The sequence below is a fragment of the Streptomyces sp. NPDC037301 genome (assembly GCF_055602785.1).
Genome location: NZ_JBVJWD010000031.1, coordinates 75,701 through 102,541 on the forward strand (window position 1 = coordinate 75,701; position 26,841 = coordinate 102,541).

A 26,841-nucleotide genomic window follows, 5' to 3' on the forward strand; every position below is an offset into this window, starting at 1 on the left:
GCTTTCCGCCACGACCGGGCGCCCGAAGACAGCGACATCGTGCGGAATCAATGCGTCCGGGAGGGGTCCGGGGATGCTGGGAGCCATAGGTCTCGACGAGATACAGGAGTCGGCGTACCGCGCGCTCGTGGCGGTGGGAGCCGCGGAGGTCTCCGATCTCGCGCACCGGCTGGCACTTCCCGAGTCGGACACCGAACGGGCATTGCGCCGGCTGGAACAGCATGGACTGGCCGCCCAGTCGTCGGCCCGTACGGGCCGTTGGGTGGCCGCACCACCGGGGGTGGCGCTGGGTGCGCTGCTGACCCAGCAGCGCCATGAGCTGGAGCAGGCGGAGATGGCGGCGGCGCTGCTCGCCGAGGAGTACCGGGCGGAGGCCACCGATTCGGCCGTGCACGATCTGGTCGAGGTGGTCACGGGCGCGAGCGCGGTGGCGCACCGTTTCCACCAGTTGCAGCTGGGTGCGACGAGTGAGGTGTGCGCCCTGGTCACAGGGAAGCCGATCGCGGTGACCGGAATGGAGAACGAGTCCGAGGAGCAGGCCGCCACGCGCGGGGTGTCGTTCCGGGTGGTGGTCGAGCGCGAGGTGCTCGCGCTGCCGTCCGGGATCACGGAGCTGTCGGCCGCGCTGAGCCGTGACGAGCAGTGCCGGGTCGTCGACCGGGTGCCCACCAAGCTGGTCATCGCCGACACGGCCCTGGCGATGGTGCCGTTGACCGGACGGGGCGCCGAGCCTGCGGCACTGGTGGTTCACGCCTCCGGGCTGCTGGAGTCACTGATGGGGCTCTTCGAGGCGGTGTGGCGCGAGGCCATGCCGCTCAGGCTCGGTGAGAACGACCGGCTGGAGGAGGAGTCCACCGCGCCCGATGCGACGGACCTGGAGATTCTTTCGCTGCTGCTGGCCGGGCTGACGGATGCGAGCGTGGCAAAGCAGCTGGAGCTGGGGCTGCGGACCGTTCAGCGACGGGTGAAGGGGCTGATGGAGCTGACCGGGGTGTCGACCCGGCTTCAGCTGGGCTGGCACGCGTACGAGCGGGGCTGGGTGGCCCGGACGCCACGGACCTGAACAAGGCCCCCACCGGATACCCCGGCCCGGTGTCCCCGCCGCTTCGTTACGGCCCTGAGCTGCACCGACGGCCCGCCCCGAGCCGCACTGACAGGCGGGACCGGCCGGACTCCGGCAGGCTGGTCAGATGGGAGTGTGGCAGCTCGTCGCCGTCGGCCTGGTGATGCTTCTCGGCCTGGTCGGCGTGCTGGTGCCGGGGGCGCCGGGGCAGGCGATCGTCTGGGCCGCCGTGCTGTGGTGGGCGCTGACCGACACGACTCCGGCAGCCTGGGGGGTACTCATAGGTGCCACCGCACTGCTTCTGCTGAACCAGGCGCTGAAGCCGTTGCTGCCGCCGCGCCGCCCCCGTGAGTCCGGTGCACCGCGCAAGACTCTGATGCTGGGCGGGGCCGGCGCGATCGTGGGCTTCTTCGTGGTGCCGGTGGTGGGCGGGATCATCGGTTATGTGGGGGCGATCTACGGGGCGGAGCGGCTGCGGCTCGGCAGCCACGGGGCGGGATGGGCATCGGTCCGCTCGGTGATGCGGGCGACGGGCTATTCCGTGCTCGTCGAGCTCTACGCATGTCTGCTGGTGACTGGCGCCTGGCTGAGCGCGGTGATCTGGGCCTGACCTCCGCACCTCCTCCCCCCTGACCATCTGGAGGGATGTTGTCCAGATAGAGGGAAATACATCCGACCTCTCCCGCTCTATTGACGCAATGATGCCTCGTGCCTACTTTCCCCTGAAGGAATAGCTCGGATGAATTGATGTGCCTGCGTACGAGTCGCCAGGAGATGCCTTGCCCACAGCACCGGACCCCTCCCGCCCGTCCCGGAACGAAGCCCCGTCCCCCTCCCGAAGAAGTGTTCTCGCCACCGGCACCGCGATCGGCGGCGCACTCGTGGTGGGCGGCGCGTCCGTCCCCGCCCAGGCAGCCGCCCCGGCCGCCCCTGGACCCACCGCCCCGGCCCCGGTCACCGTGCACTCCCCCGACGACAGCTGGCGCACGGTCCTGGACGACGCCGACCTGCTCTGGCAGAAGCTGCCGAAGACCTGGTACGAGGGCCCGTATCTGGGCAACGGACGCCTCGGCTCCGGCATCTACGCCGAGCCCGGCGCCACCACCACGGCCGTCCGATTCAACGTCCAGCACTCCGAGGTCCAGGACCACCGCCCCGAGTTCGGCTCCCTCTTCGGCCTCGCCCGCCTCCCGATCGGCCACTTCACCCTGGAACCGGCCGGCACCATCACCGGCATCGACTGGTGGATGCGGCTGCGCACCGCCGAACTCGAAGGCACGATCACCACCACCGCGGGCACCTTGAAGCTCCGCGCCTTCGTCCACTCCTCCAGCGACCTGCTCGCCGTGGAGGTAACCCCGAGCGCGGGCGAGCAGGGCTTCCGCTGGGTCTTCCACCCGGCCGACGCGATCAGCCCGCGAGCCGACTTCCAGAAGCTTCCCGCCGGCTACACCGGTAATCCGCCCGCCACCGTCGAGGAGCACGAGGGATCAACGGCCGCCGTCCAGCCGCTGCTGGCGGGCGGCGAGCATGTCACCGCCTGGCGTGAGGTCACCCGCGGTGGGGCACGCACCCTGTACGTCACGGTCACGCACTCGCACCCGAGGGCGACAGCCCGCGACCGTGCGCTGCGCCACGTCAGGACCGCGGCCGACCTCCCGTACGGTCGGCTCGTCAAACCGCATCACATCTGGTGGGACCGGTACTACCGAAAGAGCTTCCTGTCGCTCCCGGACGCCCGGCTGCAGCGCTTCTACTGGATCCAGCTGTACAAGACGGCATCGGCCGCGCGTAAGGACGCGCCCGTGATGGCCACTTCCGGTCCCTGGCTCGAACCCACTCCCTGGCCCAACACCTGGTGGAACCTCAACGCCCAGCTGGAGTACTGGCTGATCCATGGCTCCAACCACCTGGAGCTCGACGCGATCACCCGGTCCCTGAGCGAATTCCGCGACAACCTCTCCAAGGAAGTGGCCACCCCCTACCGAGCCGATTCGGCCGGACTGCCACGCACCACGGACCCGCACCTGATCAACGGCGGTGCCACCGCCCCCGTCCTCGGCTACGGCGTCGGCATTCCGGGCCAGGACCCGCCCACCCCCGAGGTCGGCAATCTGACCTGGGCGCTGCACAACGTCTGGCTCTCCTACCGCCACACCATGGACAAGTCGATCCTGCGCGACACCTTGTTCCCGCTGCTGCGCAAGGCCGTCAACTACTACCTGCACTTCCTGGCGCCCGGTGCGGACGGCAAACTGCATCTCCCGGCCACGTTCTCTCCCGAGTACGGCGTCAACGCGCCGGACTGCAACTACGACCTGATGCTGCTGCGCTGGGGCTGCCGCACCCTGCTCGACTCGGCGAAGGAACTCGGCGTCCGCGACCCGCTGACCGCCCGCTGGCAGGAGGTGCTGTCCAAGCTCACCCCCTATCCGGTCGACGGGAACGGCTTCATGATCGGCGCCGGGGCCCCGTTCGCGAAGTCTCACCGCCACTTCTCGCACCTCCTGGCGGTCTACCCGCTGTACGAGGTCAATGGCTCCACCGCGGACGAACGCGCCCTGATCGAGAAGTCCCTGGCCCACTGGGTCGGTTTCGAGGGCGCCCTGCAGGGCTACACCTTCACGGGTGCCGCCTCCATATCCGCCCTGCTCGGCAAGGGCGAGGACGCGCTGAATTACCTCGGCGAGCTGATGAGCCGCTTCATTCGGGCCAACACGATGTACAAGGAGTCCGGCCCCGTCATCGAGACCCCGCTCGCGGCAGCCCAGTCGCTGCACGACATGGTGTGCCAGTCCTGGGGCGGCACGATCAGGGTCTTCCCGGCGCTGCCCGCCGCCTGGCGGGAGACGACCGTCCATGACTTCCGTACACAGGGGGCGTTCCTGCTCAGTGCGGTACGCGAAGAGGGGCGGACCCGCTGGGTGCGGGTGACCAGCGAGGCGGGCGCGCCCTGCGTCGTACGCCATGGCATCGAGGGTGCCATCGAGATCCGCGACCGGCACGGACGCCCGCTGAGTCACGAGGAGTTGACCGACGGTGCGGTACGCATCCGCCTGCGCAGGGGCGAATCGGCGCTGATCACGGCGAAGGGCGACCGCCCGGACCTGACCGTCCGCCCGGTCACGGCGAACGCGCCCGCGCCACGCTGGGGCCTGCCTGCCTGAGCCCCGGCCCGGACCCCGGCCCACAGCTGGGGCCTCGACAGGGGGATCTAGAGGCTCAGGTGCCGTACGGCGTACGAACGCCAGGGCCGCCACCGCTCCGCCTCGGGCCTCCCGTCCGGATCCACATCGGGGTCGCCGAGCGCACGCATCCTGATGAGCGCCGCGGCTGCCGGACCGATCCCCGGCAGCCGCAGCAGCGCCTGCTCGGCCTCGTCGCGGTCGGCCCCGGCGTCGAGCCGTACGTCCCCGTCGGCGAGCGCGGTCGCCAGAGCCCGCAGCGCCGGGTCGTCCACCGCACCGGCCAGCACTCCCGGCTCGGGAAAGACATGCGTGAGCCCGCCGCAGGGGACGTCGAGGACCTTCCCGTACATTTCGACGAGCCGCTCGGCCCCGGCCCCGCCCACCAGCGTCCGTACGGCGAACTCCTCCGGATCCGCGGCACCCGGCGAGCGCAGCCCCGGGCGGGCGGCGACACTCGTCGCGAGTCGCGGGTCGGTGCCGAGCCGCTCGTCGACGGCGTACGGATCGGCGTCCAGATCGAAGAGGCGCCGCAGCCGCTGCACGGCCGTCGTCAGATCCCGCAGGTCCGTGAGGTGGATCCGGGCGTCCAGCCAGGACCCGGCGGACCGTTCGTCGACGGCCACGATGCCCGTGCCGTACGGGAGCCGCAGGGTGCGCCGGTAGGTACGGGCACCGGGATCCCCGCTGACCTCCTCGATCCGGTCGACCGTCTCGCCTGCCAGGAGATCGAAGACCTCGTGGGCCGCGTACGGCCCCCGGTGGGCGAGCCGCAGCGGGATCCCGGTGGTGCGCGCCTCTCGTACCGCCGCTCCCAGCCCCGTCCCGGCCTCGGCGCGCAGTGCGCTCGGCGTACGGGCATAGATCTGCCGGATCGTGTCATTGAACTGCCGCACGCTGGCGAAGCCGGACGCGAAGGCGATCTCGGTCACGGGCAGCCCGGTCGTCTGGAGCAGCACCCGCGCAGTGTGGGCCCGCTGGGCGCGGGCGAGCGCGACGGGTCCGGCGCCCAGCTCCGCGTTGAGCTGCCGCTGCACCTGCCGTGAGCTGTAGCCGAGCCGGTGTGCGAGACCGGGCACGCCCTCCCGGTCGACCACGCCGTCGCCGATCATCCGCATGGCTCGGCCGACGACATCGGCCCGGACGTTCCAGTCGGCGGAGCCGGGCGCGGCGTCCGGGCGGCAGCGTCGGCACGCCCGGAAGCCGTTGCCCTGGGCGGCGGCCGCGGTCGGGTAGAAGCGGACATTCTTCCGCTTGGGGGTGACGGCGGGGCAGCTCGGCCGGCAGTAGATGCCGGTCGTTTCGACGGCGAAGAAGAACTCCCCGTCAAAACGGGCGTCACGGCTGCTCACCGCCTCGTACCTGGTCTGTTCGTCCATCACACCGCCCAGTGTGCGGCACCTCCGGGTACCGCACTGGCGGTATTCGGACGTCGACCAGGGTTGCGGCCTACCGCAGCCGGCCCCGCTTCGCGTCCATGGCCGCCCGTCCCTCGGCCCCTCTGCGCTTCCATTCGCGCAGCATTTCGGACCGCACCCGGGCATCGGTCTTGGCGACGATGCGCTGGTTCTCACGCAGCAGCTTGCGGAAGCTGTCGAGGCGCCGCTCCGAGAGCGAACCGTCCTCGATCGCGGCGAGTACCGCGCAGCCGGGCTCCGACTCATGGGCGCAGTCGTGGAACCGGCACTGCTCGGCCAGCTCCTCGATCTCGGAGAAGACCTGGCCGACGCCGGTCTCCGCGTCCCAGAGTCCCACCCCGCGCAGTCCGGGGGTGTCGATCAGTACGCCCCCGGAGGGCAGGACCAGCAGATTGCGGGTCGTGGTGGTGTGCCGGCCCTTGCCGTCGACATCGCGGGCAGCCTGCACCTCCATCACATCGCGGCCGAGGAGGGTGTTGGCCAGGGTCGACTTGCCCGCGCCGGACGCCCCGAGCAGCACGCTCGTCCCGCCCGCGACGATGGCGGCGAAGACGTCGAGCCCCTCCCCGGTGGCCGAGCTGACGGGCAGCACCTGTACACCGGGCGCGATGGCCTCGATGTCCTGGACGAGATACGACAGCGTGCCGGTGTCCGGCACCAGATCGGCCTTGGTCAGCACCACGATCGGCTGTGCTGCGCCGTCCGTGGCGGAGGCCCCGTCGCGCAGCAGCGCGTCGCCACTGGAGCTGGACATGGCCAGCGCGAGGAAGCGCTCCACCCGCCCCAGGTCGAGCTCCACGGCGAGCGAGACACAGATGGCGATGTGGTCGACGTTGGTGGCCAGCACCTGCCCCTCGGAGCGCTGCGACGACGTCGAGCGGACGAAGGCCGTACGCCGCGGCAGCAGCGTCCGTACGAACTGCGGATCGCCGTCGGGGTCGACGGCGACCCAGTCGCCCGTGCAGACGATCCGCATCGGATCACGCGGGACGACGAAGGCGGTGTCGGCCCGGAGCGTGCCGTGCGGGGTGACGACATCGCACTGCCCGCGGTCCACCCGCACCACGCGTCCGGGCAGCAGACCCTGTCCGGCGTACGGAGCGAACTCGGCGGCCCAGTCGTCGTCCCAGCCGTATGGGGACAGCGGATGCGACGCGGACGAGCCCTGAAGAGAAGAAGCGAAGGACGAAGAAGACGGGAAAGACAAGGGAAACCCTTCAAAGGGTGGCCCCGGCAACGCGCACACAGGCGCGGAGAGTTACGGAAAGGTCAGCCGGCGACCACGGGGGTGGGAACGATGCTCTTCTGGTTGTGGGCAACGCCCACCGCAGCGACAGTCATCAATGTCCTCACCTCCTGGTTCGAGCACGGGGCCGACACCGGCGGTTCTTGTCCGCCGTCCGGAACGCTGCACACGATAGCCCGCGACCGTCGGGTGACGTCAACACATTTGATCCACGGGATCCGGCAGCCCCGGCCCGGGGCACTTCACGACCGCATTCATCGGAGATATCCGTCGATCTCCCTCGATCAGATGATACGCATACACAACGACCGGTCCTGGGCCGTTTTGGTGCCGAGCATGACCTCACCCCGCACCGCCACCGGCGCTTTCGCACAAGCCCAGTTGGGCACGATCACGCTGATCGGGTGGAGCGGCGAGCACCCCGATGGCGGCCACGACGTCGCCTTCCTCCTCGTCTACTCACTCGGTGACGGGACGGACGGTCCGGCCGCCGGTGAGGCCGCCATGCGCATGGCCCTGGACCGCAGTGGACTGCCGGTCGGCGCCGGTCCGATCCACGCCGCCGAGAGCCCGGGCCTACCGGTGAAGCTGCACGTCCAGGCGGGTCAGGCGGTCCTGACGCTGCCTCATTTCACCGCGCAGTACCCCGCACCGCCCGAGTGGCTGGCCGCGGCCCACGAGCGGGGCGAGGCGCACGCGATGTTCGCCACCCGTCCATGGCCCCAGGGCACGCCGGGCCGGCCGGTCAGCGAGGAGCTGCTGCGATCGTTCGCAGGCGACGAAGAGGTCATCATGACCTCCGCCCACTGCGTCCTTCCGGTACGCAGCCTGGGCTGAGCCGCCCCCGTACGCCAGATGCCCCCCACGTGGAACGGTGGGCGTCATCATGTGTGGAGCCCTGGGGCTGTGCCCCGGATACTGCTCGGTGGTGCCGTACGCCGGAGTGCGGGCGATTGCCGGGCGGATCCCCGAATCGCCCGCACTTCAGGAGTCTCAGCTGTTGCCGACCCCGTTGCCGGAGAGCACCGGGATGTCGTCCACGAGGTGCGACAGCGCCTCGTCGCCCTTGGCCTGAGTGGAGTTCTCCGTGCACTGCTGGTTCTGCGGCGAGGACAGCACGTTGACGTCCTGAGCCGCGACCGGCACCAGCACACCGCCGAGCGAACCGGCGTTGGCCTTGAGCGGCAGGCCGACGCAGGCCTTGTTCAGCGCGCCCTGGACGAGCCGGAACTGCGGGCTGCCGTCACCCTGGGTCATGCTGTTGCCGAACTCGCTCACGGTTTCGTTGCCGTTGACCGACGTGGCCCCCTGGTCATCACCGATCGCCATGGCCGCGGGGGCCGCGGCGGCAGACAGACCGACCAAGGCCACGGCCACTGCTGCGCCGGCCATCATCTTCTTCATCACGCTTCACCTTTCGGAGCGTCCCGTTGCGGAACGCATTGATCAATCTGCTACGGAAGCGTCGGTTCCGCAGTACCACTCAAATGGGTTCGATCCGGCGCGAGTTCGACGCCGCTCCTTCACCCGTCGACGTCTTCTTCGGAGATACGGGCCGCAGGAACGCGACTTCCCGCACAAGGCCGATGGGGCTGCGCGGACGGCGCCGGCTCCGGGCCGCCGCGGGCCGCCTGCCATTCGGCGAGCAGCCGGTCGTAGATGGGTGTGACGTCCTGCGCGTGCCGCTGCCGGCCGCTGGGGCGTTGGCTGTCGTACTGGTCCATGAACAGCCCTTACCCGGTGCGACGGGTGACGTCTGCCGCCACTACGGCAACCGGCCCAGTACGCCCGTCCCTTCGAGGGGTCGGCGGCGCCCCGGACGCACGGCATGGGACCGACACATCCGGGCCGCCGAAAAACGGCTACTGCGTGGATGTGCCGGCCCCACGGGTGTTTCACACACTGCGGGCAGGCGTACTCGAAGCCGCCCGTGACGCCGTCCTCCACGAGTTCGAGGAATCAGCGACGAGCGACCGGAGCCTCACGGTTCCAGTTGTTGCCCGTGCCGTTGCCGGACAGGACCGGAATACCGCTCAGGATGTGCGACAGAGCCTCATCACCCTTCGCCTGGGTGGAGTTCTCCGTGCACTGCTGGTTCTGCGGCGAGGCCAGGACGTTGACGTCCTGGACCGAGACCGGAACGGCGCCGAGGACCGAACCGACGTCGGCCTTGGCCGGCAGGGCGACGCAGGGCTTGTTGAGCGAGCCCTGGATGAGCGCGAACTGCGGGCTCCAGTCACCGTGGGTGGCGGAGTTGCCATACGACTGGACAGCATCGTTGCCGCTGAACGACGTCGTGCCACCGTCGTTGCCGACGGCCATGGCCTGCGGAGCGATCGCGGCGGAGACACCGACGATCGAAGCAGCGACGGCTGCCGAGGCCATAATCTTCTTGACCACGAAATAGCCCTTCTGGGGTCTTCTGTTGCCCGCCCGTCCGGAGCGCTTCGACCAACTCAGTGCGGCGGGGGTGGTTGTACCGATTCACTCGGACGATGCTTTTACTGTCCGGTTGTTCGCCGAATGCACAGCACCGGAGAACTGCGAAATGCCGCCGATGAACGGGGAGCTGCCATGACGCGACGGATCAGCCGCCGAGCGGCAGGCCGCCCATCAGCGGGGCCGCGCCCTTGGCCGCACCGGTGGCCTGGCCGGCCAGCTTGGTGGCGGTGCCGTTCTTCTGCACCGAATCGGCGGCGCCGCCGACCGTGTCGACGATCGGGTCGACAGCCTGCGGGGCACCTTCCACGACCTGGTTGACACCGCCGTCGAGGCTGAAGTTCGGGGCCGTGGCGGCGGTAACGGCGAAGGCGGGAACAGCCGTTCCGAGAGCGACCACGGAACCGGCAACGAACGCAGCGGTCTTCGCGTACTTCACTTTCAGGTTCCCTTCTGCAGCAGCATCTGTTTCGGTCGCATATCCGCGCCGCACAAGCCTTCTTTAGCTGTGCCTTCTGCCGCTTTCGCACCGGGTAACGATGTGGTTGCGACACGGCGACTGGACGGGCCGCCTTTTCTCCGGGACCACTCGATCGACCACCAGGAATGGGGAAAGGCCCCGGCACGCATCGGATGCGTGCCGGGGCCTTCCGGTCATGAGCGTTCGGCTGGGCCGACCAGAGATCAGGAGTTGGCGCAGGGGTTGCCGGCGGCGCCGTTCAGCAGACCGATCACGGTCACGGTGTTGCCACAGAGGTTGACCGGAACCTGGACCGGGACCTGGGCAACGTTGCCGGACACCACGCCCGGGGAGTTGGCGGCGCTGCCGTCGGCACCTGCGTCGGCGAAGGCGGGCGCGGCAGCACCCATCGCCATCAGGGTTCCGGCGGCGATGGCGGCAACCTTGGTGTACTTCACTTTTTTTCCCTTTCCTTGACGGAGTCCGAAGCGGCCACGTCTTTCGTGCCGCACGAGCGCGGTCCTGATCACTCGTAACTCCGCCGCTGCAATTGGTAACGATGTAAGACCGTAGGCGAAACTCTTTGAGAAGAAGATTCCCGAAAAACCGCCCGAATGACGCAGTATCGTTCACTCAATGTCACGGGCGCGATCATCGGACAATCCGATGTACCGGTATTGGGAAAGGCGACACCGGGCCCGAGCCGCACGGAGGAGGAATGCCGACGGCCCGGGCCTGTCATTGCGGCTGGATCAGCTGTTGCCGACACCGTTTCCGGAGAGCACCGGAATGCCGCTCAGGATATGCGACAGCGGCTCGTCACCCTTGGCCTGGATGGAGTTCTCCGTGCACTGCTGGTTCTGCGGCGAGGACAGCACGTTGGCGTCCTGGACCGCGACCGGGACCGCGCCGGGGATCGAGCCGGCGTTGGCCTTGGTCGGCAGGCCGATACACGGCTTGTTCAGGCTGCCCTGGACCAGGCCGAACTGCGGGCTGCCATCACCACGGGTCTCGGAGTTGCCGAACGGCTGCGAGGTTCCACTGCCGTTGACCGAGGTCGTACCGTTGTCGTCGCCGATCGCCATGGCCTGCGTCGCGCCCAGACCGAGGATGGAGGCGGCAACGGCACCCGTAGCCAGAACCTTCTTGATCACGAATAACCCTTCTTGCACCTGATGCCCCGTACCGGAGCCCCCTGCCCAACTTGTGACCGGGCGTTTGGTTCCCTCCGTTCACCCGATTGCCAAGATGCACGGACAGCAGTACGAAGCAACACCACGGGGGCCGCAGGAGCGTTCAGCCGCCCAAGCCTCTTCCTCGAGGTGTCAACGGCCACGCCGTCATGCGGAGTTGAGCACCTGGGCGCAGTGAATGACGTCAGGGTGAGCGCACATTCGCAACCCGTTCGAGTGGTCACAAAATTTCCACGACCTTTCGAGTTTCCTCGACAATTCCTCCTCGTTATTGGTTCTACCAACTGCGCAGCTCGAGTGTTCACCGAGCAGAAATTAGGACTTATCACATGAAGAACGCTTCTTCGTGGTCTCCCCTCCTTTCTGTAACCGCCGCTTGCCGACTCACGTAGGAAGACCCCCGGGGTAGCGTCCCCGGCGCGAGCTGCACTGCCTGATGAATGAACCGCGAGCGTTCCGCTCGCACGGAATGTCCTAAGGAAGGGCAACCAATGCGAAAAGCCTTGAGTAAGAGCGTGCTGGTCATGGCGGCGGCGTCAGGCATCCTGACCGCGGCCGGCGGGTACGCGTTCGCGGATGCGTCGGCCGATGGCACCACCACCGGTTCGCCGGGCATCGGCTCGGGCAATGCCGTGCAGGTGCCGGTGCACGTTCCCGTCAACGTGTGTGGCAACACGGTCAATGTGGTCGGTCTGCTGAACTCCGCGTTCGGCAACAATTGCTCCCACGCGAGCGGCGCCGGGAACAGCAACGGGAGCCAGAGTGCGAGTGCCGAGGGCCTCGCGACCGACTCTCCCGGTGTGCTGTCCGGAAACCTGATCCACGCTCCGGTGGACGTCCCGGTCAACGCCTGTGGCAATAGTGTCACTGTCGTCGGTGCGCTGAACCCGACCTCCGGCAACGAGTGCTCCAACGTCAGCGAGCCGAACACCGTGCCGCCGGTGGTCGAGCCCCCCGTCGAGCCCCCCGTGGTCGAGCCGCCGGTGGTCGAACCCCCCGTGGTCGAGCCGCCGGTGGTCGAACCCCCCGTGGTCGAACCCCCCGTGGTCGAGCCGCCGGTGGTCGAACCCCCCGTGGTCGAACCCCCCGTGGTCGAACCCCCCGTGGTCGAACCCCCGGTAGTCACGCCCCCGGTCACACCCGCCGTGGTCACACCCCCTGCCGGTGAACCGCGGACCAATGAGCCGACGGTCACCTCCGGGGGACCGATCACCAACGCGCAGCTGGCCCACACCGGTGCCGCTGATCTCGGCGTGGCTGCTGGCACGAGCGCCGCGCTGCTGCTCGGTGGCGCGGTACTGATGCGCCGGGTCCGCCGCTCGCAGAGCTGATCCACGAATCAGTCAGCCGGGAGACGAGCAGGTCCGGTCGGACAGCCGATGCTGTCCGACCGGACCTGCTGTGTGTACGGAACTCGACCGGTGGGCCCCGCCGACGGTCCACGCGGTCAGCCGGTGCCGAGGCCCGCGGCGGCACGGGCCCGCTCGGTCGCCCGGTTGGCGGTGGTCTCGACCGCACCGACGAGGACCGGGACCTGTCCGGCGGCCGCGGCCGCGATGACCTTGATGACCTCGTCCTGCTGCCCGGGCGTCAGATAGGCCGTCTCGCCCGAGCTGCCGCGTGCGAACAGACCGCTGACACCGCCGTCGAGCAGATGCCCCACGACCCGCTCCAGGGACGGTCGGTCGATCTCACCGTCCGCGGTAAGCGGGGTGACGACGGGCGGGATCACTCCGGAGTAGCGGGGGCTTCGGGCGGTCATGCGGTGCTCCTTGCGGAGGATACGGAGACTGGGTCCCCGACGGGGGACGCGGGGCTCTGGGGGGTGGACGCAGTGCCGGCGGTGCTCACCCGGGCCGGAGGCCTCCGCCATAAAGACCGTGGCGCAGACCTCGTCCGCCTTCCAGCAGCGGCTACGGAACGGGCAGCCGGAGGGCGGTTGGTCGCCGAGGGCACCGGTCCGGTAGCACGATGCGTTCGGTGGTCTCCAGCAGGCTGGGGGTCGCGGAGAGCAGTGCCTCGGTGCAGGGGTGCACGGGAGCGCCCGCCACATCGGCCGCACGCCCTTCCTCGACGATCCGGCCCAGGTAGAGCACGGCGAGACGGTCGGCGAGGTAACGCACGGTCTGGATGTCGTGCGAGATGAACACCATGCCGAGGCCCAGACGTTCGCGCAGGTCGACCAGGAGTTTGAGGACCTGGGCCCGGACGGAGACGTCGAGGGCGGAGGTCGGTTCGTCGGCAACGATCAGTTCCGGTTCCAGGGCCAGGGCGCGGGCGACGCGCTGGGGCTGGCCGCCGGAGAGCTGTCCGGGCAGTGCGGCGAGGGTGTGGCCGGGCAGGCCGGACGTCTTCTGTCTTGATGTCCGGTGGTCATCACCCCGGTTCGCCCCAGGAAGGCACCTCCATGCCGTTGACGGACCTCTCGCTCGCGGACTGCCACGATTTCAGGCCCGAATTGCCGGTTCCAGCCGGCTTCGACGCCTTCTGGTCGAACCAGCTGAGCGGAGCTCCCGCCGCCGACAACCGGGGCCCGGCGCAGAAGCCGGTGTTCGCGCCCGTGGACACCGGGCTCACCCGGATCCGTACGTACGATGTGACACTGCCCGGATTCGCCGGACGGCCGGGGCCACCGAACCGCTCGGCTGCGTCGTCGAGTTCCTCGGGTACGGAGGCGGGCGCGGCCTCGCCCACGAGAACCTGCTCCGGGCGTCCACCGGTCACCCGTGACTCCGTAACACCCGGACGGCCCCTCCGTGAGGTGCGCGCGTCACCGTCCCACCCGTGCCCGGGTGCGACGATGAGGGCGTTCAGCACCTCCCGGAGCGTCAGAACAGGTGGTAGCACAGTGGCAGTGACGGGCTTACGCATCGGGGTGGTCGGCGGCAGCATCGCCGGCTGCGCCATGGCGATCGCCGGAACCCGAGCCGGGGCGGAGGTCACCGTCCACGAGCGCAGCAGCGGCGAGCTTCAGGACCGGGGGTTCGGCATCGTCATCCCGCCGCCGCTGCATCAGGAGCTGATCACGGGCGGGTACCTGGGCGCGGACATGCCCACGATGCCGGTCGCCACCCGCATCTGGCTCGCGCGGGCGCCGGGGCGGCACTCGGCGCGTGAGCTGGCACGGCAGGCGAGTCCTGTGACGCCGTGCAACTGGGGCCTGTTGTGGCGGGCGTTGCGCTCGAACATCGGGGAGAGCGCGTACCACCGCGGGCTGCCCGTCGGCTCCGTCGGCCGTACGCACGCCGGCCACGCCCTGATCCGCACCGCGGCCGGGGAGCAGGAATACGACATCGTCGTCGGGGCCGACGGGCACCGGTCCGTCACCCGCGAGCTGATCGCACCCGAGGTACGACCTGCTCCCGCCGGATATCTGGTGTGGCGGGGCACGATTGCGCTGAGCGCGCTCCGCGACCATCCCAAGCAACTGGAGCTGCTGAAGACCGCCTGGATCACGCTGGGATTTCCGGGCGGGCACGGTGTGTTCTACCTGATTCCGGGTGCGGATCCGGGATCGCGTCTGCTGGCGTACGCCATCTACGCATCTCCCCCGGCTTCGGCTTCGGCTTCGGCTTCGGCTTCGGAAGTCCCGGTCTCCGCCGCGTATGTGCGGAACATCGCCGATGAGCACTTCCCGGCGGAATGGGCCGACGTCCTCGCCCGGGGAGAGCACACCTCCCAGGCGCTCCATCCGGTTGCCGACTTCGTCGTGCCCCGGGCGGCCGAACCGCCGTTCCTGCTGGCGGGTGACGCGGCGAGCGTCACCAGACCGCACACCGCCAGCGGCGCGGTCAAGGCGCTCCAGGACGCACTTTGTCTGGAGCGGACGCTGCGCGAATCCCCCTCGGCGGCCGCGGCATTGCGCCGGTACGCGGACGAGCGCACTGCCGAGGGGGCCCGTCTGGTCGGGCTGGGACGCAGGCTGGGGCGTGCACTGGTCGAGAACACGCCCGACTGGCCGGCGATGGGGCCCGCCGATGTGGACGCGTGGAACCGCGCCGCATTGAACGGCGCCAGAAGCTATCTCTACGGCAGCGTCCAGCGGCAGTGACGGGCCCCGCCACCGGGCGGGTTCAGCGAGCGGCCGGTGCGGCCGAAGCCGCGGCGGCAGTCAGCCCGGCCATGTCCACGACCCGGTCGGCGGGCTCCGCCACGGCCGGATCGTGCGTCGCCACCACCGTGACGCAGTTGTCCCGGCGCGTGTTACACGTGCAGTGAGACGCTTCGCGTCTCACTGCACGTGGTGTTTCTCAGGGCGCGATGCGCTCGAAGATCGCGGCGAGGCCCTGTCCGCCGCCGATGCACATGGTCTCCAGGCCGTACCGGGCCTCGCGGCGGTGCAGCTCGCGGGTCAGCGTGGCGAGGATCCGGGCGCCCGTGGCGCCGACCGGGTGACCGAGGGAGACACCCGATCCGTTGACGTTGATGCGCTGCTCATGGTCGGTGTCGCCGAGGCCCAACTCACGGGTGCAGGCGAGGACTTGGGCGGCGAAGGCCTCGTTGAGCTCGATCAGGTCGAGGTCGGTGAGGCTGAGTCCGGCGCGGTCGAGGGCGGCCCGGGTCGCCGGGACGGGGCCGATGCCCATCGTCGCGGCGGGCACCCCGGCGCGGGCGAAGGAGACCAGCCGGACCAGCGGGGTGAGGCCGAGCCGTTCGGCGGTGGCCGCGCCGGTCACCAGGCAGGCTGCGGCCGCGTCGTTCTGACCGCTGGCATTGCCCGCGGTGACGGTCGCCCCGGGGTCGGACTTCGCCATGATCGGGCGCAGCGCGGCGAGCTGTTCGGCGGTGGTGTCGGGGCGGGGGTGCTCGTCGGCGGTGACAAGCGTCTCGCCCTTGCGGGTCCGCACCGTGACGGGGACGGTCTCCGCGTCGTACCGTCCCTCCGCCGCTGCCCGGCCGGCGCGCTGCTGCGAGCGCAGGGCGAGGGCGTCCTGCTCTTCGCGGCTGATGCCGTACGCGCGGCGCAGGTTCTCGGCGGTCTCGATCATGCCGCCCGGTACGGGGTGGTTGACGCCGCCGGCGGTGACCCTGCCGCGGGCCAGCGCGTCGTGGAGCTGGAGGCCGGGGCCCTTGATGCCCCAGCGGCCGTCGTGTGTGTAGTACGGGGCGGCGCTCATCACGTCGACGCCGCCCGCGATGACGACCTCGCTGAAGCCGGCCCGGATCTGCATCGCCGCGTCGAGGACGGCCTGGAGGCCGGAGCCGCAGCGGCGGTCGATCTGGGATCCGGTGACGGTCTCGGGCAGTCCGGCGTCGAGGGCTGCGACCCGGCCGATGGCGGGGGCCTCTGCGGACGGGTAGGCGTGTCCGAGGATCACCTCGTCGACCGCGGCGGGGTCGATTCCGGTGCGGGCTACGACCTCGGCGATGACGCGTGCGGCGAGTGCGGCCGGCGTCTGCTGTGCGAACACTCCGCCGAAACGGCCGATGGGGGTGCGCAGCGGTTCACAGATGACGACATCGAGCTGCTGGTCGGGCACGGCGTGACCTTTCGGTGGCGAGGGGCGTATGCCGCCGACCCTTGCACCCGGCGACTGAGTCGGTCCAATATCCAGTTCGCCCTGGTTCAAGACGTGGCGCGTCTCAATGGCGGCTTGCGGTGGTTCGGTCCCCGGCCGGATGCGCCGGCGTGGGCAGGGCTTCCTCCGCCACCGCGAGCACCGCCCGCAGAGCGGCGGAGGGATTGTCGGCCCGCCAGGCCAGCGCCGCCTGGAGACGGATGGGCGGTCCGGACAGGGGCCGGTAGACGAGGCCGTTCTGCTGGATGTGCTGTACGGAGGTGACGGTGAGCGTAACGCCGACGCCGGCGGCGACCAGCGCCAGGATGGTGTACGAGTCGGGCGCCTCCTGCACCACACGCGGGTTGAACCCGGCGGCCTCGCAGGCCCCGACCGTCGCGTCGCGCACCGTGGAGCCGGTGTTGGCGGGGAAGGAGACGAAGGGCTCCTCGGCGAGGACGTCGATGGGGACGCTCTCCAGCCGGGCGAGCCGGTGGTCCGAGGGCAGTGCGCACACCAGCTCCTCCTCGTCGATCACCCGGTATGCCACCCCCGGCCGGGTCACCGGCAGCCGGACGAACCCCAGGTCGAGGGAGCCGTCTGCGACCCGGTCGAGGGCGACATTGGCGTACGTCTGCCCCTTCAAGACCAGTTCGAGGGCGGGGTGGGCGGCGCGCACGGCCCTGGTGAGGAGCGGCAGCGTCTCGTGGCTGGAGGCGCCCGCGAAGCCGATGGTGACCCGTCCGTACTCGCCGCGGCCGGCCGCCTTCGCGGCCCGCACCGCTGTGTCGAGGTCGTCGAGCACGGTCCGTACCGGCTGGAGGAAGGACTCCCCCGCGCTGGTGAGCCGTACCGACCGGGTGTTGCGTTCGAAGAGCTGGACGCCCAGCTCCTTCTCCAGCTGCCGGATCTGCTGACTCAGCGGCGGCTGGGCCATCTGCAGCCGCTTCGCGGCCCGCCCGAAGTGCAGTTCCTCGGCAACCGCGACGAACGCGGACAGATGACGCAGCTCCATGCCCGCTCCTCCGGTCACCGGCCGGTCTCCACCGACCGGATCCATCGATCCGATTCATTAATCAGACGTCTGGATGCGACCTTAATTTGGTATTGGACAGCAATCAATAGCCGCTGACATGGTGGGCCACGCGCATAAACAGGGGCGCACGCAGAGCCGGAGGAGCACCGTGGCCACGACGGACCGGAAAGACAAGACGATGTCGATGAAGGCCGCGGTCGCCGCCTTCGTCCACGACGGTGGCACCGTCTGCCTCGAAGGCTTCACCCATCTCGTCCCCACCGCCGCGGGCCACGAGATCATCCGCCAGGGCCGCCGGGACCTCACCGTCGTCCGGATGACCGCGGACATCGTGGTGGACCAGATGGTCGCCGCGGGCTGTGTCTCGAGACTGGTCTCCTCCTTCGTGGGCAATTCCTCCGCCGGATCGCTCGGCGAGCTGCGCCGTCGCATCGAGAGCGCCGACCCGGCGCCGCTCGCCTTCGAGGAGTACAGCCACTACGGAATGATCTGCCGCTATCTCGCCGGTGCCCAGCGGCTGCCTTTCTACCCGCTGCGCAGCTACGGCGGCAGCGATCTGCCGTCCGTCAACAGCGATCTGCGCAAGGTGACTTCGCCCTACCCGGGCCCGGACGGCGAGGCCGAGCAGATCTATGTCGTGCCGCCCGTCAACCCCGATGTGACGATCATCCACGCCCAGCGCGCCGACCGCAGCGGCAACACCCAGATGTGGGGTCTGACCGGCATCCAGGCCGAGGCGGTTTACGCGGCGGACAAGGCGGTCGTCGTCGTGGAGGAGATCGTCGACGAAGAGGTGATCCGATCGGACCCGAACCGTACGCTCGTCCCCGCCCATGCGGTCGACGCGGTCGTCGTCTGTCCGCGCGGCGCCCATCCCTCCTTCGCACAGGGGTACTACGACCGGGACAACGCCTTCTACCGGGCCTGGTCGCACATCAGCAAGGACCCGCAGCGGCTCCAGGAGTGGCTGAACGAGTGGGTGCGCGGGACGGCCGATCATGCCGAGTACGTCGACAAGCTCGGCGAGGAGTTCTGGGCGGGCCTGGCGGTCGGCGAGGCGCTGAGTCTGCCGGTGAATTACGGACGGCGGCTGTGAGTACGGAAACGGGACACGAGAAGGAACAAAGGCAGGACGGGCCATGACCACCACCGCACCGGACACCATCACCTCATCGGAGCTGCTCTCCGTCGTCGCCTCCCGCGAACTGGCCGCCCGCCGCACCGTTTTCGCCGGGATCGGCCTGCCGACGCTCGCCACCGAGCTGGCGCATCTGACGGTCGCCCCGGAGATCGAGGTCGTGTACGAGTCAGGGGTCTGCGGCGCCCATCCCTCGCATCTGCCGGAGACCATCGCCGACGCCGTCCTGATCACCGGTGCCGAGGCGGTGCTCTCGATGCCCGCACTCTTCGGCTGCGTCCTCCAGGGCGGCCATATCGACGTGGGGTTCCTCGGCGCCGCGCAGATCGACCGGTGGGGCAACCTCAACACGTCCGTGATCGGCGACTGGGACAGCCCCTCGGTCCGGCTGCCCGGTTCCGGCGGCGGCATCGAGGTGATGACCAACTCCCGAGAGGTCTTCGTCGTGATGCGCCGCCACAATCCGCGCTCCTTCACCGAGACCCTCGACTTCTGCACCACCCCCGGCCCCGACCGGGCGCTGGCCGAAGGCATCCGGCCGCTGGGCGCCGGTGTCACCCGGGTCATCACCGAACTGGGCATCCTGGCCCGTGCGGGGATCGGCGAGGAGCTGCGGCTGGTCGCCGTCCACCCGGGCGTCACCGTCGAACAGGTACGAGCGGCCACCGGCTGGGACCTGCTGGTCGCCGACAAGGCCGGGACCGTACCGCCGCCGACCGCGGCCGAACTGCGGCTGCTGCGCGAGGACGTGGACCCGGACCGCGTCTATCTTCGCTGAGACGAATCACATGTCACACCCCGAGAGGACCGCAACCGCCATGCGTATCAGGATCGTCGGCGCCGGGGCCATGGGCCGCGGCATCGCCCAGTGGGCGGCGACCGCCGGACACACCGTCGAGCTGTGCGACGTACGTACGGAGGCGGTGACGACCGCCGTCGACTTCGTACGGTCCATGCTCGAACGGGCCGTGCAGAAGGGCCGGATGTCCGCCGAGGACTCCGCCGCCGCCCTGGAGCGGCTGATCCCGCTGGACGACCCCTGGGTGGAGGGTCCGGACGTCGAGCTGGTCATCGAGGCCGTGCGGGAGGACCTCGACACCAAGACGGAGGTCTTCGGCCGGCTGGAGCAGGTGCTGCCCGCGACGGCCGTCTTCGCGACCAACACCTCGTCCCTGTCGGTCACCCGGATCGCCGCGGCGCTGAAGGACCCGACGCGCCTGGCCGGGCTGCACTTCTTCAACCCGGTACCGCTGATGAGGATCGTCGAGATCGTGCCGGGTGCGGCCACCCGTGCGGAGATCGTGCCGTCCCTCACCGCGCTCGTCGAGAGCTGCGGGCACCATGCGGTCACGGTCGCCGACACCCCCGGATTCCTGGTCAACCACGCCGGCCGCGGTCTGGTGACCGAGGCGCTCGCGCTGCTGGAGGAGACGGTCGGCGACCCGGCGGGCATCGACCGGATCGCCCGTGATGTGCTCGGCCTGCGGATGGGCCCGTTCGAGCTGATGGACCTCACAGGTCTGGATGTGACAGCCGCGGTGATCGACTCGATCTGGCAGGGATTCCGGTACGCGGACCGGCTCCGCCCCTCCTATCTCACCCCGAACCGGGTGGCCGCCGGGCTGCACGGCCGCAAGACCGGGCGCGGCTGGTTCGGCTACGGCCCCGAGGCGCCCGCCCCGGCCCCGGAACCACCGGTCACGGGCGACGCGGACCGCCCGGTGTTCATCCACGGCGCCGCACCGCAGGACCGGGACGCGGCCGCGCTGCGTGCGGCGCTGGCCGCTGCGGGCGCCGTCGTCGAGACGGGCACGGAGCCGTCCGCCGACGCCCTCGTACTGGTCCCGGTCTGGGGCACCACGGTGGCCTCCGCGATCGCCGCACACCGGCTGCCCGCGGGGCGCACCTTCGGCGTGGACCCACTGCCTCCGGCCGGCCGGCGCCGGGTGCTGGCCGTGACGCCGGCGGCGGACCCGGCCGCCGCGCGCGACGCCCGCGCGGTGCTGGCCCGGGCGGCGGACGGCGACGAGCCCTACGCGGTCTCGGTGGTACGGGACACGGCGGGCTCGGTCGCCCAGCGGCTGCTCGCCTCGATCGTCTCGGTCGCGGCATCGATCGCGGAGCGCTCCATCGCCACCCCCGCCGATATCGACCTGGCCGTCACGGCCGGACTCGGCTACCCCGTCGGCCCGCTGGCCTGGGGCGACCGGATCGGCGCCGAACGGATGCTGGAGCTGCACCGGGCGCTGCACCGCACGACGGGCGACCCGCGTCACCGCCCGAGCCGCTGGGTCACCGAACGCGCCCAGCTCGGTCTGGCGCTGACGGACCCGGGGACGTCACTCGCCGACTGCACGGGCGGCACCGCGTCGTCGTGACGGCGCGGCGGGACCTGCCGGGGGCTTGCATTCCCGGCGGGTCCCGCCGTACGCGGTCCGCGTACCCGGAGAAGTCTGAGGATCACGGCCCATGTCCGTTTCGTACAAGTCCCGTCGCGGGGCCCGGCCTACGGTCGGAACATGACTCCACGAATGGACGCGATCGGCATCATCACCGCGGATCTGGCCGCATCGCTCGCCTTCTACCGCCGGCTCGGTCTCGACATCCCCGCCGATGCGGAATCCGCACCTCATGTCGAAGTGACGCTCCCGGGCGGGCAGCGACTGCTGTGGGACACCGAGGGCGTCATCGGCTCGTTCGACCCCGACTGGACCGCGCCGCGCGGCGGGGAACGCCTCGGACTCGCTTTCCTCTGCGACAGCCCGGCGGAGGTGGACGCGGTGTACAACGACCTGACCGGCGCCGGATACCGGGGACATCTGAAGCCGTGGGACGCGGTGTGGGGGCAGCGTTACGCGACGGTACTCGACCCGGACGGCTGCGCGGTGTCGTTGTTCGCCGCCAACGGCTGAGACCGAGTGCCTGTGCCCCGCCCCGTTACGTGGCCGTGAGGTAGGCGGTCAGGGTGGTCCCGGCCAGGTCGCGCATCTCCCGCGCGAGATGGGCCTGGTCGGTGCAGCCCGCCCCGACCGCCACCTCGGCGTACGGCGTTCCGGACCGGGCGAGGGTGAGCGCACGCTGCAGCCGCAGGACCCGGGCGAGCGTCTTGGGCCCGTAGCCGAAGGCCGCGAGTGAGCGGCGGTGCAGCTGGCGGGCGCCGAGGCCGGCCGTCTGCGCGGTGTCCGCGACGGACCGCCCGGCGCCGAGCTGTGCGGCGACGGACCGCATCACAGGGTCCGGCGGTGTCGTGTCGGCCGCCCGCCGCAGGGCGATGGTCTCCAGTGCGGCGGCAGGGTCGGGGGCTTCGGCGAGGCGCTCGTTGAGTACGCGGACCAGCGCGCCCGGCCACAGGTCCGCGAGGTCGACCCGGCGGTCGCGCAGTTCGTGCGCCGGTACGCCGAGGAGCGCGGGGGCCGTGCCGGGCGCGAAGCGGATGCCGGTGAACTGCCCGCCGGTTCCGGCGGCCGACGTCCCGGCACGGGTGTCGGGGCCCGCGACGAGCAGCCGTCCGCCGATCCAGAGCAGGTCCATGCAGCCGTCGGGCAGCACCGGATGGACCGATCCTCCCGGCACACTCAGTGTCCACACGGTCGCACCGTCGAACCGCGACGCCCGCTCTTCGTACCTGTCGGCCATATCCCCACGCTATTCCCGTCGGTGAACGGAATCGGCCTGCCGGGGCGCCGCACCGGCCGTACCCGCCGGGCAGCGGGCGTCCTCAGTCGTCGGACGGCTTGTTCGACTTGTCCGACTCCTTGTCGCGGCTCGGCTGCAGCCTGGACTTCACATCGTCCGGCGGCAGGAATTTCGACCAGCGCTCCGGGAACTCGGACGGCATATAGGGACTGTCACCGTCGTCATCGTCGTCGTCCCAGTCCCGGTTCTCCGCCTGCGTCCGCGCGACGAACTCCGCGGCCTGGGCCGCCCGTACCCGCTCATTGGCCGCGCGTGCCGCGGCCGTCGCCAGCGAGGGCCACACCCGGTCGATCGCGGCATTGACCGCCGCTCCGACCAGCACCGCGAACGCGGAGATACCGATCCACAGCAGGACGGCGATCGGGGCCGCCAACGAGCCGTAGATCGTGGGCCCCTCGACCGTACTGGTGAGGTAGATCCGCAGCAGGAAGCTGCCGAGCACCCACATCGCGAGTGCCACCAGCGCACCCGGCACGTCCTCGATCCACGGTGAACGGACCGGTACGGACACGTGATAGAGCGTCGTCAGGAACGCGATCGACAACAGGATCACCAGCGGCCAGTACAGAACGCTTATGACCTCGGTGCCCCACGGTATGAACTCCACGACCCGGTCGGGGCCGACCACGAGCAGCGGCAGCACGACGGCACCGAGCAGCAGTGCGACGACGTACAGCAGGAAGGAGAGCAGCCGCGTCTTGACGATGCCGCGCTGGCCGTCGAGGCCGTACATCACCGTGATCGTGTCGATGAAGACATTGACCGCGCGGGAGCCGGACCAGAGCGCGATGGCAAAGCCGATGGAGATGACATCGGGCCGGGCGCCGGTGGTGACGTCCGCCAGGAGCGGTTTGGCGAAGTCGTTCACACCCCGCTCGCTGAGCACCGTCTGCGCGGCGTTGAGGATGTTGCGCTCGATGGAGGCGACCGTGGTGGTGTTGGTCCACTCGTCGACGTAACCGAGCAGACCGATCAGGCCGAGGAGCAGCGGAGGCAGGGACAGCAGGGTGAAGAACGCCGCCTCGGCGGCGAGTCCCAGAATGCGGTACTCCATGCACGAGTTGACGGTGTCCTTGAGCAACTGCCAGACCATCTGCCGCTTGGAAACGTTGCGGTAGAGGACTCGGGCCCGGTGGAGCCGACCCGGTGGCTGCTCGGGTGTTTCATTTGCTGCCTGCACGTCCTTACCGTATCGGCATGGCAGCCACCACTCACACAGTGTCCAACCAGGTACCGCCGCTGGTCGGCTACGACGTCTTCGCCGCCGACCGCGCGCTCACGGAGGCGGTGCAACGTCACATGCCTCCCGAGCTCCTCGCCGAGGCCCGGGGCGAGCTCGGCGAGCTGGGCAGATCCGCGGGCTCCGCGCAGGCGCAGGCGTGGGGGGTGCAGGCGAACGAGAATCCGCCGGTGCTGCGTTCCCACGACCGGTACGGGAATCGCATCGACGAGGTGGAGTTCCATCCGGCCTGGCACCGGCTGCTGGGTCATGCGGTCACCGCAGGTCTGACCGACGCCTGGGGCAGGCCGGGCGGTCATGTGCGGCGGGCGGCCGGGTTCCTGGTGTGGACGCAGGCCGAGGCGGGGCACGGCTGCCCGCTGTCGATGACGCACGCGGCGGTGCCCGCGCTGCGGACCGATCCGGCGCTGGCTGCCGACTGGGAGCCGCTGCTGACCTCGAAGGTGTACGAGCAAGGGCTGCGGCCCGCGGCGCAGAAGGCCGGTGTGCTCTTCGGGATGGGCATGACGGAGAAGCAGGGCGGTACGGACGTACGGTCCAATACGACGCGGGCCGAGCCGCTGGCAGCGGAGGGCGAGTATCTGCTCACCGGGCACAAGTGGTTCTGTTCGGCGCCGATGTCCGACGGCTTCCTGGTGCTGGCGCAGGCGCCCGCCGGCCTGACGTGTTTTCTGCTGCCGCGGGTGCTGCCCGACGGCACGCGGAACACGTTCGCGATCCAGCGGCTGAAGGACAAACTGGGCAACCGGTCCAATGCGTCGAGCGAGGTCGAGTTCGACGGGACGTGGGCGCGCCGGGTCGGCGACGAGGGGCGCGGGGTGCGCACCATCATCGAGATGGTGGCTGCGACCCGGCTGGACTGTGTGGTCGGTTCGGCGGCACTGATGCGGCAGGCGGTGGCGCAGGCGATCCACCACTGCACATACCGCAGCGCGTTCGGCGGGGTGCTGATCGAGAAGCCGCTGATGCGCAATGTGCTGGCCGATCTGGCGCTGGAGTCGGAGGCCGCGACGGTGCTGGCGCTTCGGCTGGCGGCGGCGTACGACACAGATACGGAGAGCGAGCGGGCCTTCCTGCGGATCGCGGTACCGACGGCGAAGTACTGGGTGACGAAGCGGTGCACGCCGATGGTGGGTGAGGCGCTGGAGTGTCTCGGCGGCAACGGTTACGTCGAGGAGTCCGGGATGCCGCGGCTGCTGCGCGAGGCGCCGCTCAACTCGATCTGGGAGGGCTCCGGGAATGTGCAGGCGCTGGATGTGCTGCGGGCGCTGCAGCGCGAGCCGCTGGCACTGAACGCGTTCCTCCAGGAGGTCGGCAGGGCGCGCGGCGCCGATCACCGGCTGGACGGGGCGATCAAGGACATGCTGACGGAGCTCGCCGATCTGAACGGGATCGAGGCGCGGGCCCGCAGGCTGGTCGAGCGGATGGCTCTGGTGCTGCAGGGTTCGCTGCTGGTGCGCTGGGCGCCGCCGGAGGTCGCCGACGCGTTCTGTGCGTCACGGCTGGGCGGGGACTGGGGCACGGCATTCGGGACGCTGCCGCACAGCCTCGATCTGGCATCGGTCGTGGAACGGGCACGGCCCGTCGACCGTTAGCCGGAGAGGTACGGCAACGGAGGGTGGTGCTGCGCCGACACGGCACCACCCTCCATGCTGTGCACACCGAACAGCGGGGCACAGGCGCCGCCGTGCGGTGTTCCGTCACTCTCGTACGGACCCGCGCTCCCTCGCCAGAGTTGCAAAGGGTTGCAACCATTGTGCGGAGTGCGCACTGCCGGGACCCTCGCAGCGGGCAGGATGGACCCGGGGGCCGTTTGTCCGGCGCCGGCATCTTGGGGGAATGAGAGTGGACACAAGCGCTGCCGAGGTGACGCGATCGGCTGTACCGCGGTCCGTCCAGGCCCTACGCATGATCCACCGCGCCAGGGAGGCGAAGGTCCTGGGCGAGCGTTCACCGGTTGCCCCGCGCGCGGAGATCGGCGCCTCGTGGGACCGGGTGCTGCGCAGCGGTATCGATCCGGATCAGTCCACCGAGAGTGTGCTGCTGGACATGGACGAGATCGAGCACCGGCGACGGAGCTCGACGCTGGGCGAGGTGATGCCGCTGCTGAGCGAGGGCCTGGTCTCCCTGGCGGATGCCGCACAGCAGATCGTGGTGGTCACCGATGTGGAGGGCCGGGTGCTGTGGCGTCAGGGCAATACGGGGGTGCTGCGCCGGGCTGACGGCATCTGTCTGGCGGAGGGCGCGGCCTGGGCGGAGGCGAGCACGGGGACGAACGCGATCGGTACGGCGCTCGTCTCGCGCACACCGGTCCAGGTTCATTCGTCGGAGCATTTCGTGCGCAGTCTGCACAACTGGACCTGTGCGGCGGCCCCGGTGCGTGATCCGCGGGACAGCCGGCTGATCGGCATCGTCGACATCAGCGGTCCGGCGTCCACGTTCCATCCGACCTCGCTCGCCCTGGTCGGTTCGGTCGCCAGGCTGGCCGAGAGCGAGATCAGGAACCGCCATCTCCAGGCGATCGACCGGCTGCGTTCGGTGGCGGCGCCGCTGCTGTGCCGACTGGGCGGGCGGGCCCTGGCGGTGGACACCCACGGCTGGCTCGCCGCGGTGACCGGGATGCCGCCGGTCGACCGGCTGCCGCTGCCGAAGTCGTTGCAGCCGGGCCGGGTGTGGCTGCCGTCGCTCGGTATGTGTCAGGTCGAGCCGCTGCCCGGCGGCTGGCTGGTGCAGGTCACGGACGGGCCATCGGACGGGCCGCCGCGACGGGTGGTGCTGGACCTGAGCCGGCCGCGCGGGCTCAAGGTCAATGTGGTGAGTGCGGTGGGCACCTTGACGCAGCGGCTCTCGCCGCGCCATGCGGAGCTGCTGTACGCCCTGGCGCTGCACCGCGAAGGGCGTACGGCATCCGAGCTGGCGGAGGACATCTTCGGCGACGCGACCCGGACGGTGACGGTGCGGGCGGAGATCTCGCGGATACGCCGCCATCTCGCGGAGGTGCTCGCACACCGCCCGTACCGCTTCGGCGAGGGGGTCGAGGTGGAGGTGATCCAACCGGATCATCCGGCCGATCTGCTGCCGCGCTCGACGGCTCCGGTGGTGGTCAGGGCACGTAAGGGCCCCTAGACGCTCTAAGCCTCGATCCACCGAGTGACTCGCGTCCTGTGGATGAGGAAACGAGAAGAGGTGCCTGCTGACCTGCGATGATGGGAGTTCTGACGCTTCCAGC

At 70.1% G+C, this 26,841-nt stretch carries 23 protein-coding genes and 4 pseudogenes; 13 read left to right on the plus strand and 14 right to left on the minus strand.

Translation table 11 applies throughout. From position 1 onward, the window contains the following. Window positions 1-73: 73 nt before the first annotated feature. The 3 genes from ACZ7IB_RS34495 (at window position 74) to ACZ7IB_RS34505 (ending at window position 4,230) form a co-directional block, all read left to right on the plus strand. Entirely contained in the window at window positions 74-1,063 is a 990-nt protein-coding gene (locus tag ACZ7IB_RS34495; RefSeq protein ID WP_470918011.1) for a helix-turn-helix domain-containing protein, read from the plus strand. Between the two features lie 127 nt (window positions 1,064-1,190). Continuing rightward, on the plus strand, window positions 1,191-1,673 hold the full coding sequence (locus ACZ7IB_RS34500; RefSeq protein ID WP_470918013.1) for a DUF456 domain-containing protein: 483 nt from the start codon (window positions 1,191-1,193) through the stop codon (window positions 1,671-1,673). Between the two features lie 169 nt (window positions 1,674-1,842). Continuing rightward, window positions 1,843-4,230 carry a glycosyl hydrolase family 95 catalytic domain-containing protein gene (locus tag ACZ7IB_RS34505; RefSeq protein WP_470918014.1) on the plus strand — a complete coding sequence of 796 codons (2,388 nt, stop codon included), beginning with the start codon at window positions 1,843-1,845 and terminating at the stop codon, window positions 4,228-4,230. Between the two features lie 47 nt (window positions 4,231-4,277). On the opposite strand, the gene ACZ7IB_RS34510 is transcribed toward ACZ7IB_RS34505, so the two are convergent. Beyond that, window positions 4,278-5,627: a DNA-3-methyladenine glycosylase 2 family protein gene (locus tag ACZ7IB_RS34510; RefSeq protein WP_470918047.1), complete on the minus strand. Its 1,350-nt coding sequence runs from the start codon at window positions 5,625-5,627 to the stop codon at window positions 4,278-4,280. Between the two features lie 70 nt (window positions 5,628-5,697). Beyond that, window positions 5,698-6,873 carry a ribosome small subunit-dependent GTPase A gene (rsgA, locus tag ACZ7IB_RS34515; protein WP_470918016.1) on the minus strand — a complete coding sequence of 392 codons (1,176 nt, stop codon included), beginning with the start codon at window positions 6,871-6,873 and terminating at the stop codon, window positions 5,698-5,700. A 375-nt stretch (window positions 6,874-7,248) separates the two neighbouring features. Between rsgA and ACZ7IB_RS34520 the strand changes: the two genes are divergently transcribed. Continuing rightward, complete coding sequence (locus ACZ7IB_RS34520; RefSeq protein ID WP_470918018.1) at window positions 7,249-7,749, plus strand: DUF5949 family protein; 501 nt, start codon at window positions 7,249-7,251, stop codon at window positions 7,747-7,749. 156 nt (window positions 7,750-7,905) lie between these two features. On the opposite strand, the gene ACZ7IB_RS34525 is transcribed toward ACZ7IB_RS34520, so the two are convergent. The 6 genes from ACZ7IB_RS34525 to ACZ7IB_RS34550 form a co-directional block, all read right to left on the minus strand. Next, window positions 7,906-8,316, minus strand: coding sequence for a rodlin (locus ACZ7IB_RS34525; RefSeq protein ID WP_470918020.1), 411 nt, complete (start codon window positions 8,314-8,316; stop codon window positions 7,906-7,908). Between the two features lie 119 nt (window positions 8,317-8,435). Beyond that, complete coding sequence (locus ACZ7IB_RS34530) at window positions 8,436-8,636, minus strand: hypothetical protein (protein WP_114247398.1); 201 nt, start codon at window positions 8,634-8,636, stop codon at window positions 8,436-8,438. Between the two features lie 235 nt (window positions 8,637-8,871). After that, the gene (locus ACZ7IB_RS34535; protein WP_470918021.1) at window positions 8,872-9,312 is read right to left on the minus strand and encodes a rodlin; all 441 of its coding nucleotides are present in this window, start codon (window positions 9,310-9,312) and stop codon (window positions 8,872-8,874) included. A gap of 187 nt (window positions 9,313-9,499) precedes the next feature. Then, complete coding sequence (locus ACZ7IB_RS34540) at window positions 9,500-9,790, minus strand: hypothetical protein (RefSeq protein ID WP_470918022.1); 291 nt, start codon at window positions 9,788-9,790, stop codon at window positions 9,500-9,502. A gap of 245 nt (window positions 9,791-10,035) precedes the next feature. After that, window positions 10,036-10,269: a chaplin gene (locus ACZ7IB_RS34545; protein WP_470918024.1), complete on the minus strand. Its 234-nt coding sequence runs from the start codon at window positions 10,267-10,269 to the stop codon at window positions 10,036-10,038. Between the two features lie 294 nt (window positions 10,270-10,563). Continuing rightward, window positions 10,564-10,965 carry a rodlin gene (locus ACZ7IB_RS34550; RefSeq protein ID WP_470918025.1) on the minus strand — a complete coding sequence of 134 codons (402 nt, stop codon included), beginning with the start codon at window positions 10,963-10,965 and terminating at the stop codon, window positions 10,564-10,566. Between the two features lie 530 nt (window positions 10,966-11,495). Between ACZ7IB_RS34550 and ACZ7IB_RS34555 the strand changes: the two genes are divergently transcribed. Next, on the plus strand, window positions 11,496-12,335 hold the full coding sequence (locus ACZ7IB_RS34555; protein WP_470918026.1) for a chaplin: 840 nt from the start codon (window positions 11,496-11,498) through the stop codon (window positions 12,333-12,335). A 125-nt stretch (window positions 12,336-12,460) separates the two neighbouring features. On the opposite strand, the pseudogene ACZ7IB_RS34560 reads toward ACZ7IB_RS34555, so the two are convergent. Together ACZ7IB_RS34560 and ACZ7IB_RS34565 are read right to left on the minus strand one after the other, a co-directional pair. Next, window positions 12,461-12,766, minus strand: a pseudogene (locus ACZ7IB_RS34560) (dihydrodipicolinate synthase family protein); the annotation flags it as partial. Then, window positions 12,763-13,349 (minus strand): annotated as a pseudogene (locus ACZ7IB_RS34565) (oligopeptide/dipeptide ABC transporter ATP-binding protein); the annotation flags it as partial. The pseudogenes ACZ7IB_RS34565 and ACZ7IB_RS34560, both read right to left, overlap by 4 nt. A gap of 62 nt (window positions 13,350-13,411) precedes the next feature. On the opposite strand from ACZ7IB_RS34565, the pseudogene ACZ7IB_RS34570 reads away from it, so the two are divergent. Then, window positions 13,412-13,564 (plus strand): annotated as a pseudogene (locus ACZ7IB_RS34570) (acetylxylan esterase); the annotation flags it as partial. Between the two features lie 294 nt (window positions 13,565-13,858). Beyond that, the gene (locus tag ACZ7IB_RS34575) at window positions 13,859-15,055 is read left to right on the plus strand and encodes an FAD-dependent monooxygenase (protein WP_470918048.1); all 1,197 of its coding nucleotides are present in this window, start codon (window positions 13,859-13,861) and stop codon (window positions 15,053-15,055) included. Between the two features lie 199 nt (window positions 15,056-15,254). On the opposite strand, the gene ACZ7IB_RS34580 is transcribed toward ACZ7IB_RS34575, so the two are convergent. Continuing rightward, entirely contained in the window at window positions 15,255-16,484 is a 1,230-nt protein-coding gene (locus ACZ7IB_RS34580; RefSeq protein ID WP_470918028.1) for an acetyl-CoA C-acetyltransferase, read from the minus strand. Between the two features lie 103 nt (window positions 16,485-16,587). Next, window positions 16,588-17,517, minus strand: coding sequence for a LysR family transcriptional regulator (locus ACZ7IB_RS34585; protein ID WP_470918030.1), 930 nt, complete (start codon window positions 17,515-17,517; stop codon window positions 16,588-16,590). Window positions 17,518-17,716: 199 nt separating this feature from the next. On the opposite strand from ACZ7IB_RS34585, the gene ACZ7IB_RS34590 reads away from it, so the two are divergent. From ACZ7IB_RS34590 to ACZ7IB_RS34605, 4 genes are all read left to right on the plus strand, one after another. Next, window positions 17,717-18,634 (plus strand): CoA transferase subunit A, encoded by a 918-nt coding sequence (locus ACZ7IB_RS34590; RefSeq protein WP_470918050.1) that lies wholly within the window; start codon window positions 17,717-17,719, stop codon window positions 18,632-18,634. 43 nt (window positions 18,635-18,677) lie between these two features. Continuing rightward, window positions 18,678-19,454, plus strand: coding sequence for a CoA-transferase subunit beta (locus tag ACZ7IB_RS34595; protein ID WP_470918031.1), 777 nt, complete (start codon window positions 18,678-18,680; stop codon window positions 19,452-19,454). 40 nt (window positions 19,455-19,494) lie between these two features. Beyond that, window positions 19,495-21,054, plus strand: a complete 1,560-nt coding sequence (locus tag ACZ7IB_RS34600; RefSeq protein ID WP_470918032.1) for a 3-hydroxyacyl-CoA dehydrogenase — start codon at window positions 19,495-19,497, stop codon at window positions 21,052-21,054. Window positions 21,055-21,195: 141 nt separating this feature from the next. After that, complete coding sequence (locus ACZ7IB_RS34605) at window positions 21,196-21,588, plus strand: VOC family protein (protein ID WP_470918034.1); 393 nt, start codon at window positions 21,196-21,198, stop codon at window positions 21,586-21,588. Here ACZ7IB_RS34605 and ACZ7IB_RS34610 read toward each other — a convergent pair. Together ACZ7IB_RS34610 and ACZ7IB_RS34615 are read right to left on the minus strand one after the other, a co-directional pair. Then, window positions 21,528-22,312 (minus strand): annotated as a pseudogene (locus ACZ7IB_RS34610) (DUF6597 domain-containing transcriptional factor). The gene ACZ7IB_RS34605 and the pseudogene ACZ7IB_RS34610 overlap by 61 nt on opposite strands. An 82-nt stretch (window positions 22,313-22,394) precedes the next feature. Further along, window positions 22,395-23,552 carry a YihY/virulence factor BrkB family protein gene (locus tag ACZ7IB_RS34615; RefSeq protein ID WP_470918036.1) on the minus strand — a complete coding sequence of 386 codons (1,158 nt, stop codon included), beginning with the start codon at window positions 23,550-23,552 and terminating at the stop codon, window positions 22,395-22,397. A gap of 17 nt (window positions 23,553-23,569) precedes the next feature. Here ACZ7IB_RS34615 and ACZ7IB_RS34620 point away from each other — a divergent pair, with 17 nt between their 5' ends. Next, window positions 23,570-25,207, plus strand: a complete 1,638-nt coding sequence (locus tag ACZ7IB_RS34620) for an acyl-CoA dehydrogenase family protein (protein ID WP_470918038.1) — start codon at window positions 23,570-23,572, stop codon at window positions 25,205-25,207. A gap of 313 nt (window positions 25,208-25,520) precedes the next feature. After that, on the plus strand, window positions 25,521-26,738 hold the full coding sequence (locus ACZ7IB_RS34625; protein WP_470918039.1) for a helix-turn-helix domain-containing protein: 1,218 nt from the start codon (window positions 25,521-25,523) through the stop codon (window positions 26,736-26,738). The last annotated feature ends 103 nt before the right edge of the window (window positions 26,739-26,841 follow it).

Excerpts from the sequence above, each read along its gene's own strand:
- ACZ7IB_RS34520 (WP_470918018.1), top strand. The coding sequence starts at position 7,249 with ATGACCTCACCCCGCACCGCCACCGGCGCTTTCGCACAAGCCCAGTTG.
- ACZ7IB_RS34525 (WP_470918020.1), bottom strand. The coding sequence starts at position 8,316 with ATGAAGAAGATGATGGCCGGCGCAGCAGTGGCCGTGGCCTTGGTCGGT.
- ACZ7IB_RS34605 (WP_470918034.1), top strand. The coding sequence starts at position 21,196 with ATGACTCCACGAATGGACGCGATCGGCATCATCACCGCGGATCTGGCC.
- ACZ7IB_RS34600 (WP_470918032.1), top strand. The coding sequence starts at position 19,495 with ATGCGTATCAGGATCGTCGGCGCCGGGGCCATGGGCCGCGGCATCGCC.
- ACZ7IB_RS34620 (WP_470918038.1), top strand. The coding sequence starts at position 23,570 with ATGGCAGCCACCACTCACACAGTGTCCAACCAGGTACCGCCGCTGGTC.
- ACZ7IB_RS34500 (WP_470918013.1), top strand. The coding sequence starts at position 1,191 with ATGGGAGTGTGGCAGCTCGTCGCCGTCGGCCTGGTGATGCTTCTCGGC.
- ACZ7IB_RS34595 (WP_470918031.1), top strand. The coding sequence starts at position 18,678 with ATGACCACCACCGCACCGGACACCATCACCTCATCGGAGCTGCTCTCC.
- ACZ7IB_RS34495 (WP_470918011.1), top strand. The coding sequence starts at position 74 with ATGCTGGGAGCCATAGGTCTCGACGAGATACAGGAGTCGGCGTACCGC.
- ACZ7IB_RS34555 (WP_470918026.1), top strand. The coding sequence starts at position 11,496 with ATGCGAAAAGCCTTGAGTAAGAGCGTGCTGGTCATGGCGGCGGCGTCA.
- ACZ7IB_RS34625 (WP_470918039.1), top strand. The coding sequence starts at position 25,521 with ATGATCCACCGCGCCAGGGAGGCGAAGGTCCTGGGCGAGCGTTCACCG.
- ACZ7IB_RS34510 (WP_470918047.1), bottom strand. The coding sequence starts at position 5,627 with ATGGACGAACAGACCAGGTACGAGGCGGTGAGCAGCCGTGACGCCCGT.
- ACZ7IB_RS34530 (WP_114247398.1), bottom strand. The coding sequence starts at position 8,636 with ATGGACCAGTACGACAGCCAACGCCCCAGCGGCCGGCAGCGGCACGCG.
- ACZ7IB_RS34590 (WP_470918050.1), top strand. The coding sequence starts at position 17,717 with ATGTCGATGAAGGCCGCGGTCGCCGCCTTCGTCCACGACGGTGGCACC.
- ACZ7IB_RS34585 (WP_470918030.1), bottom strand. The coding sequence starts at position 17,517 with ATGGAGCTGCGTCATCTGTCCGCGTTCGTCGCGGTTGCCGAGGAACTG.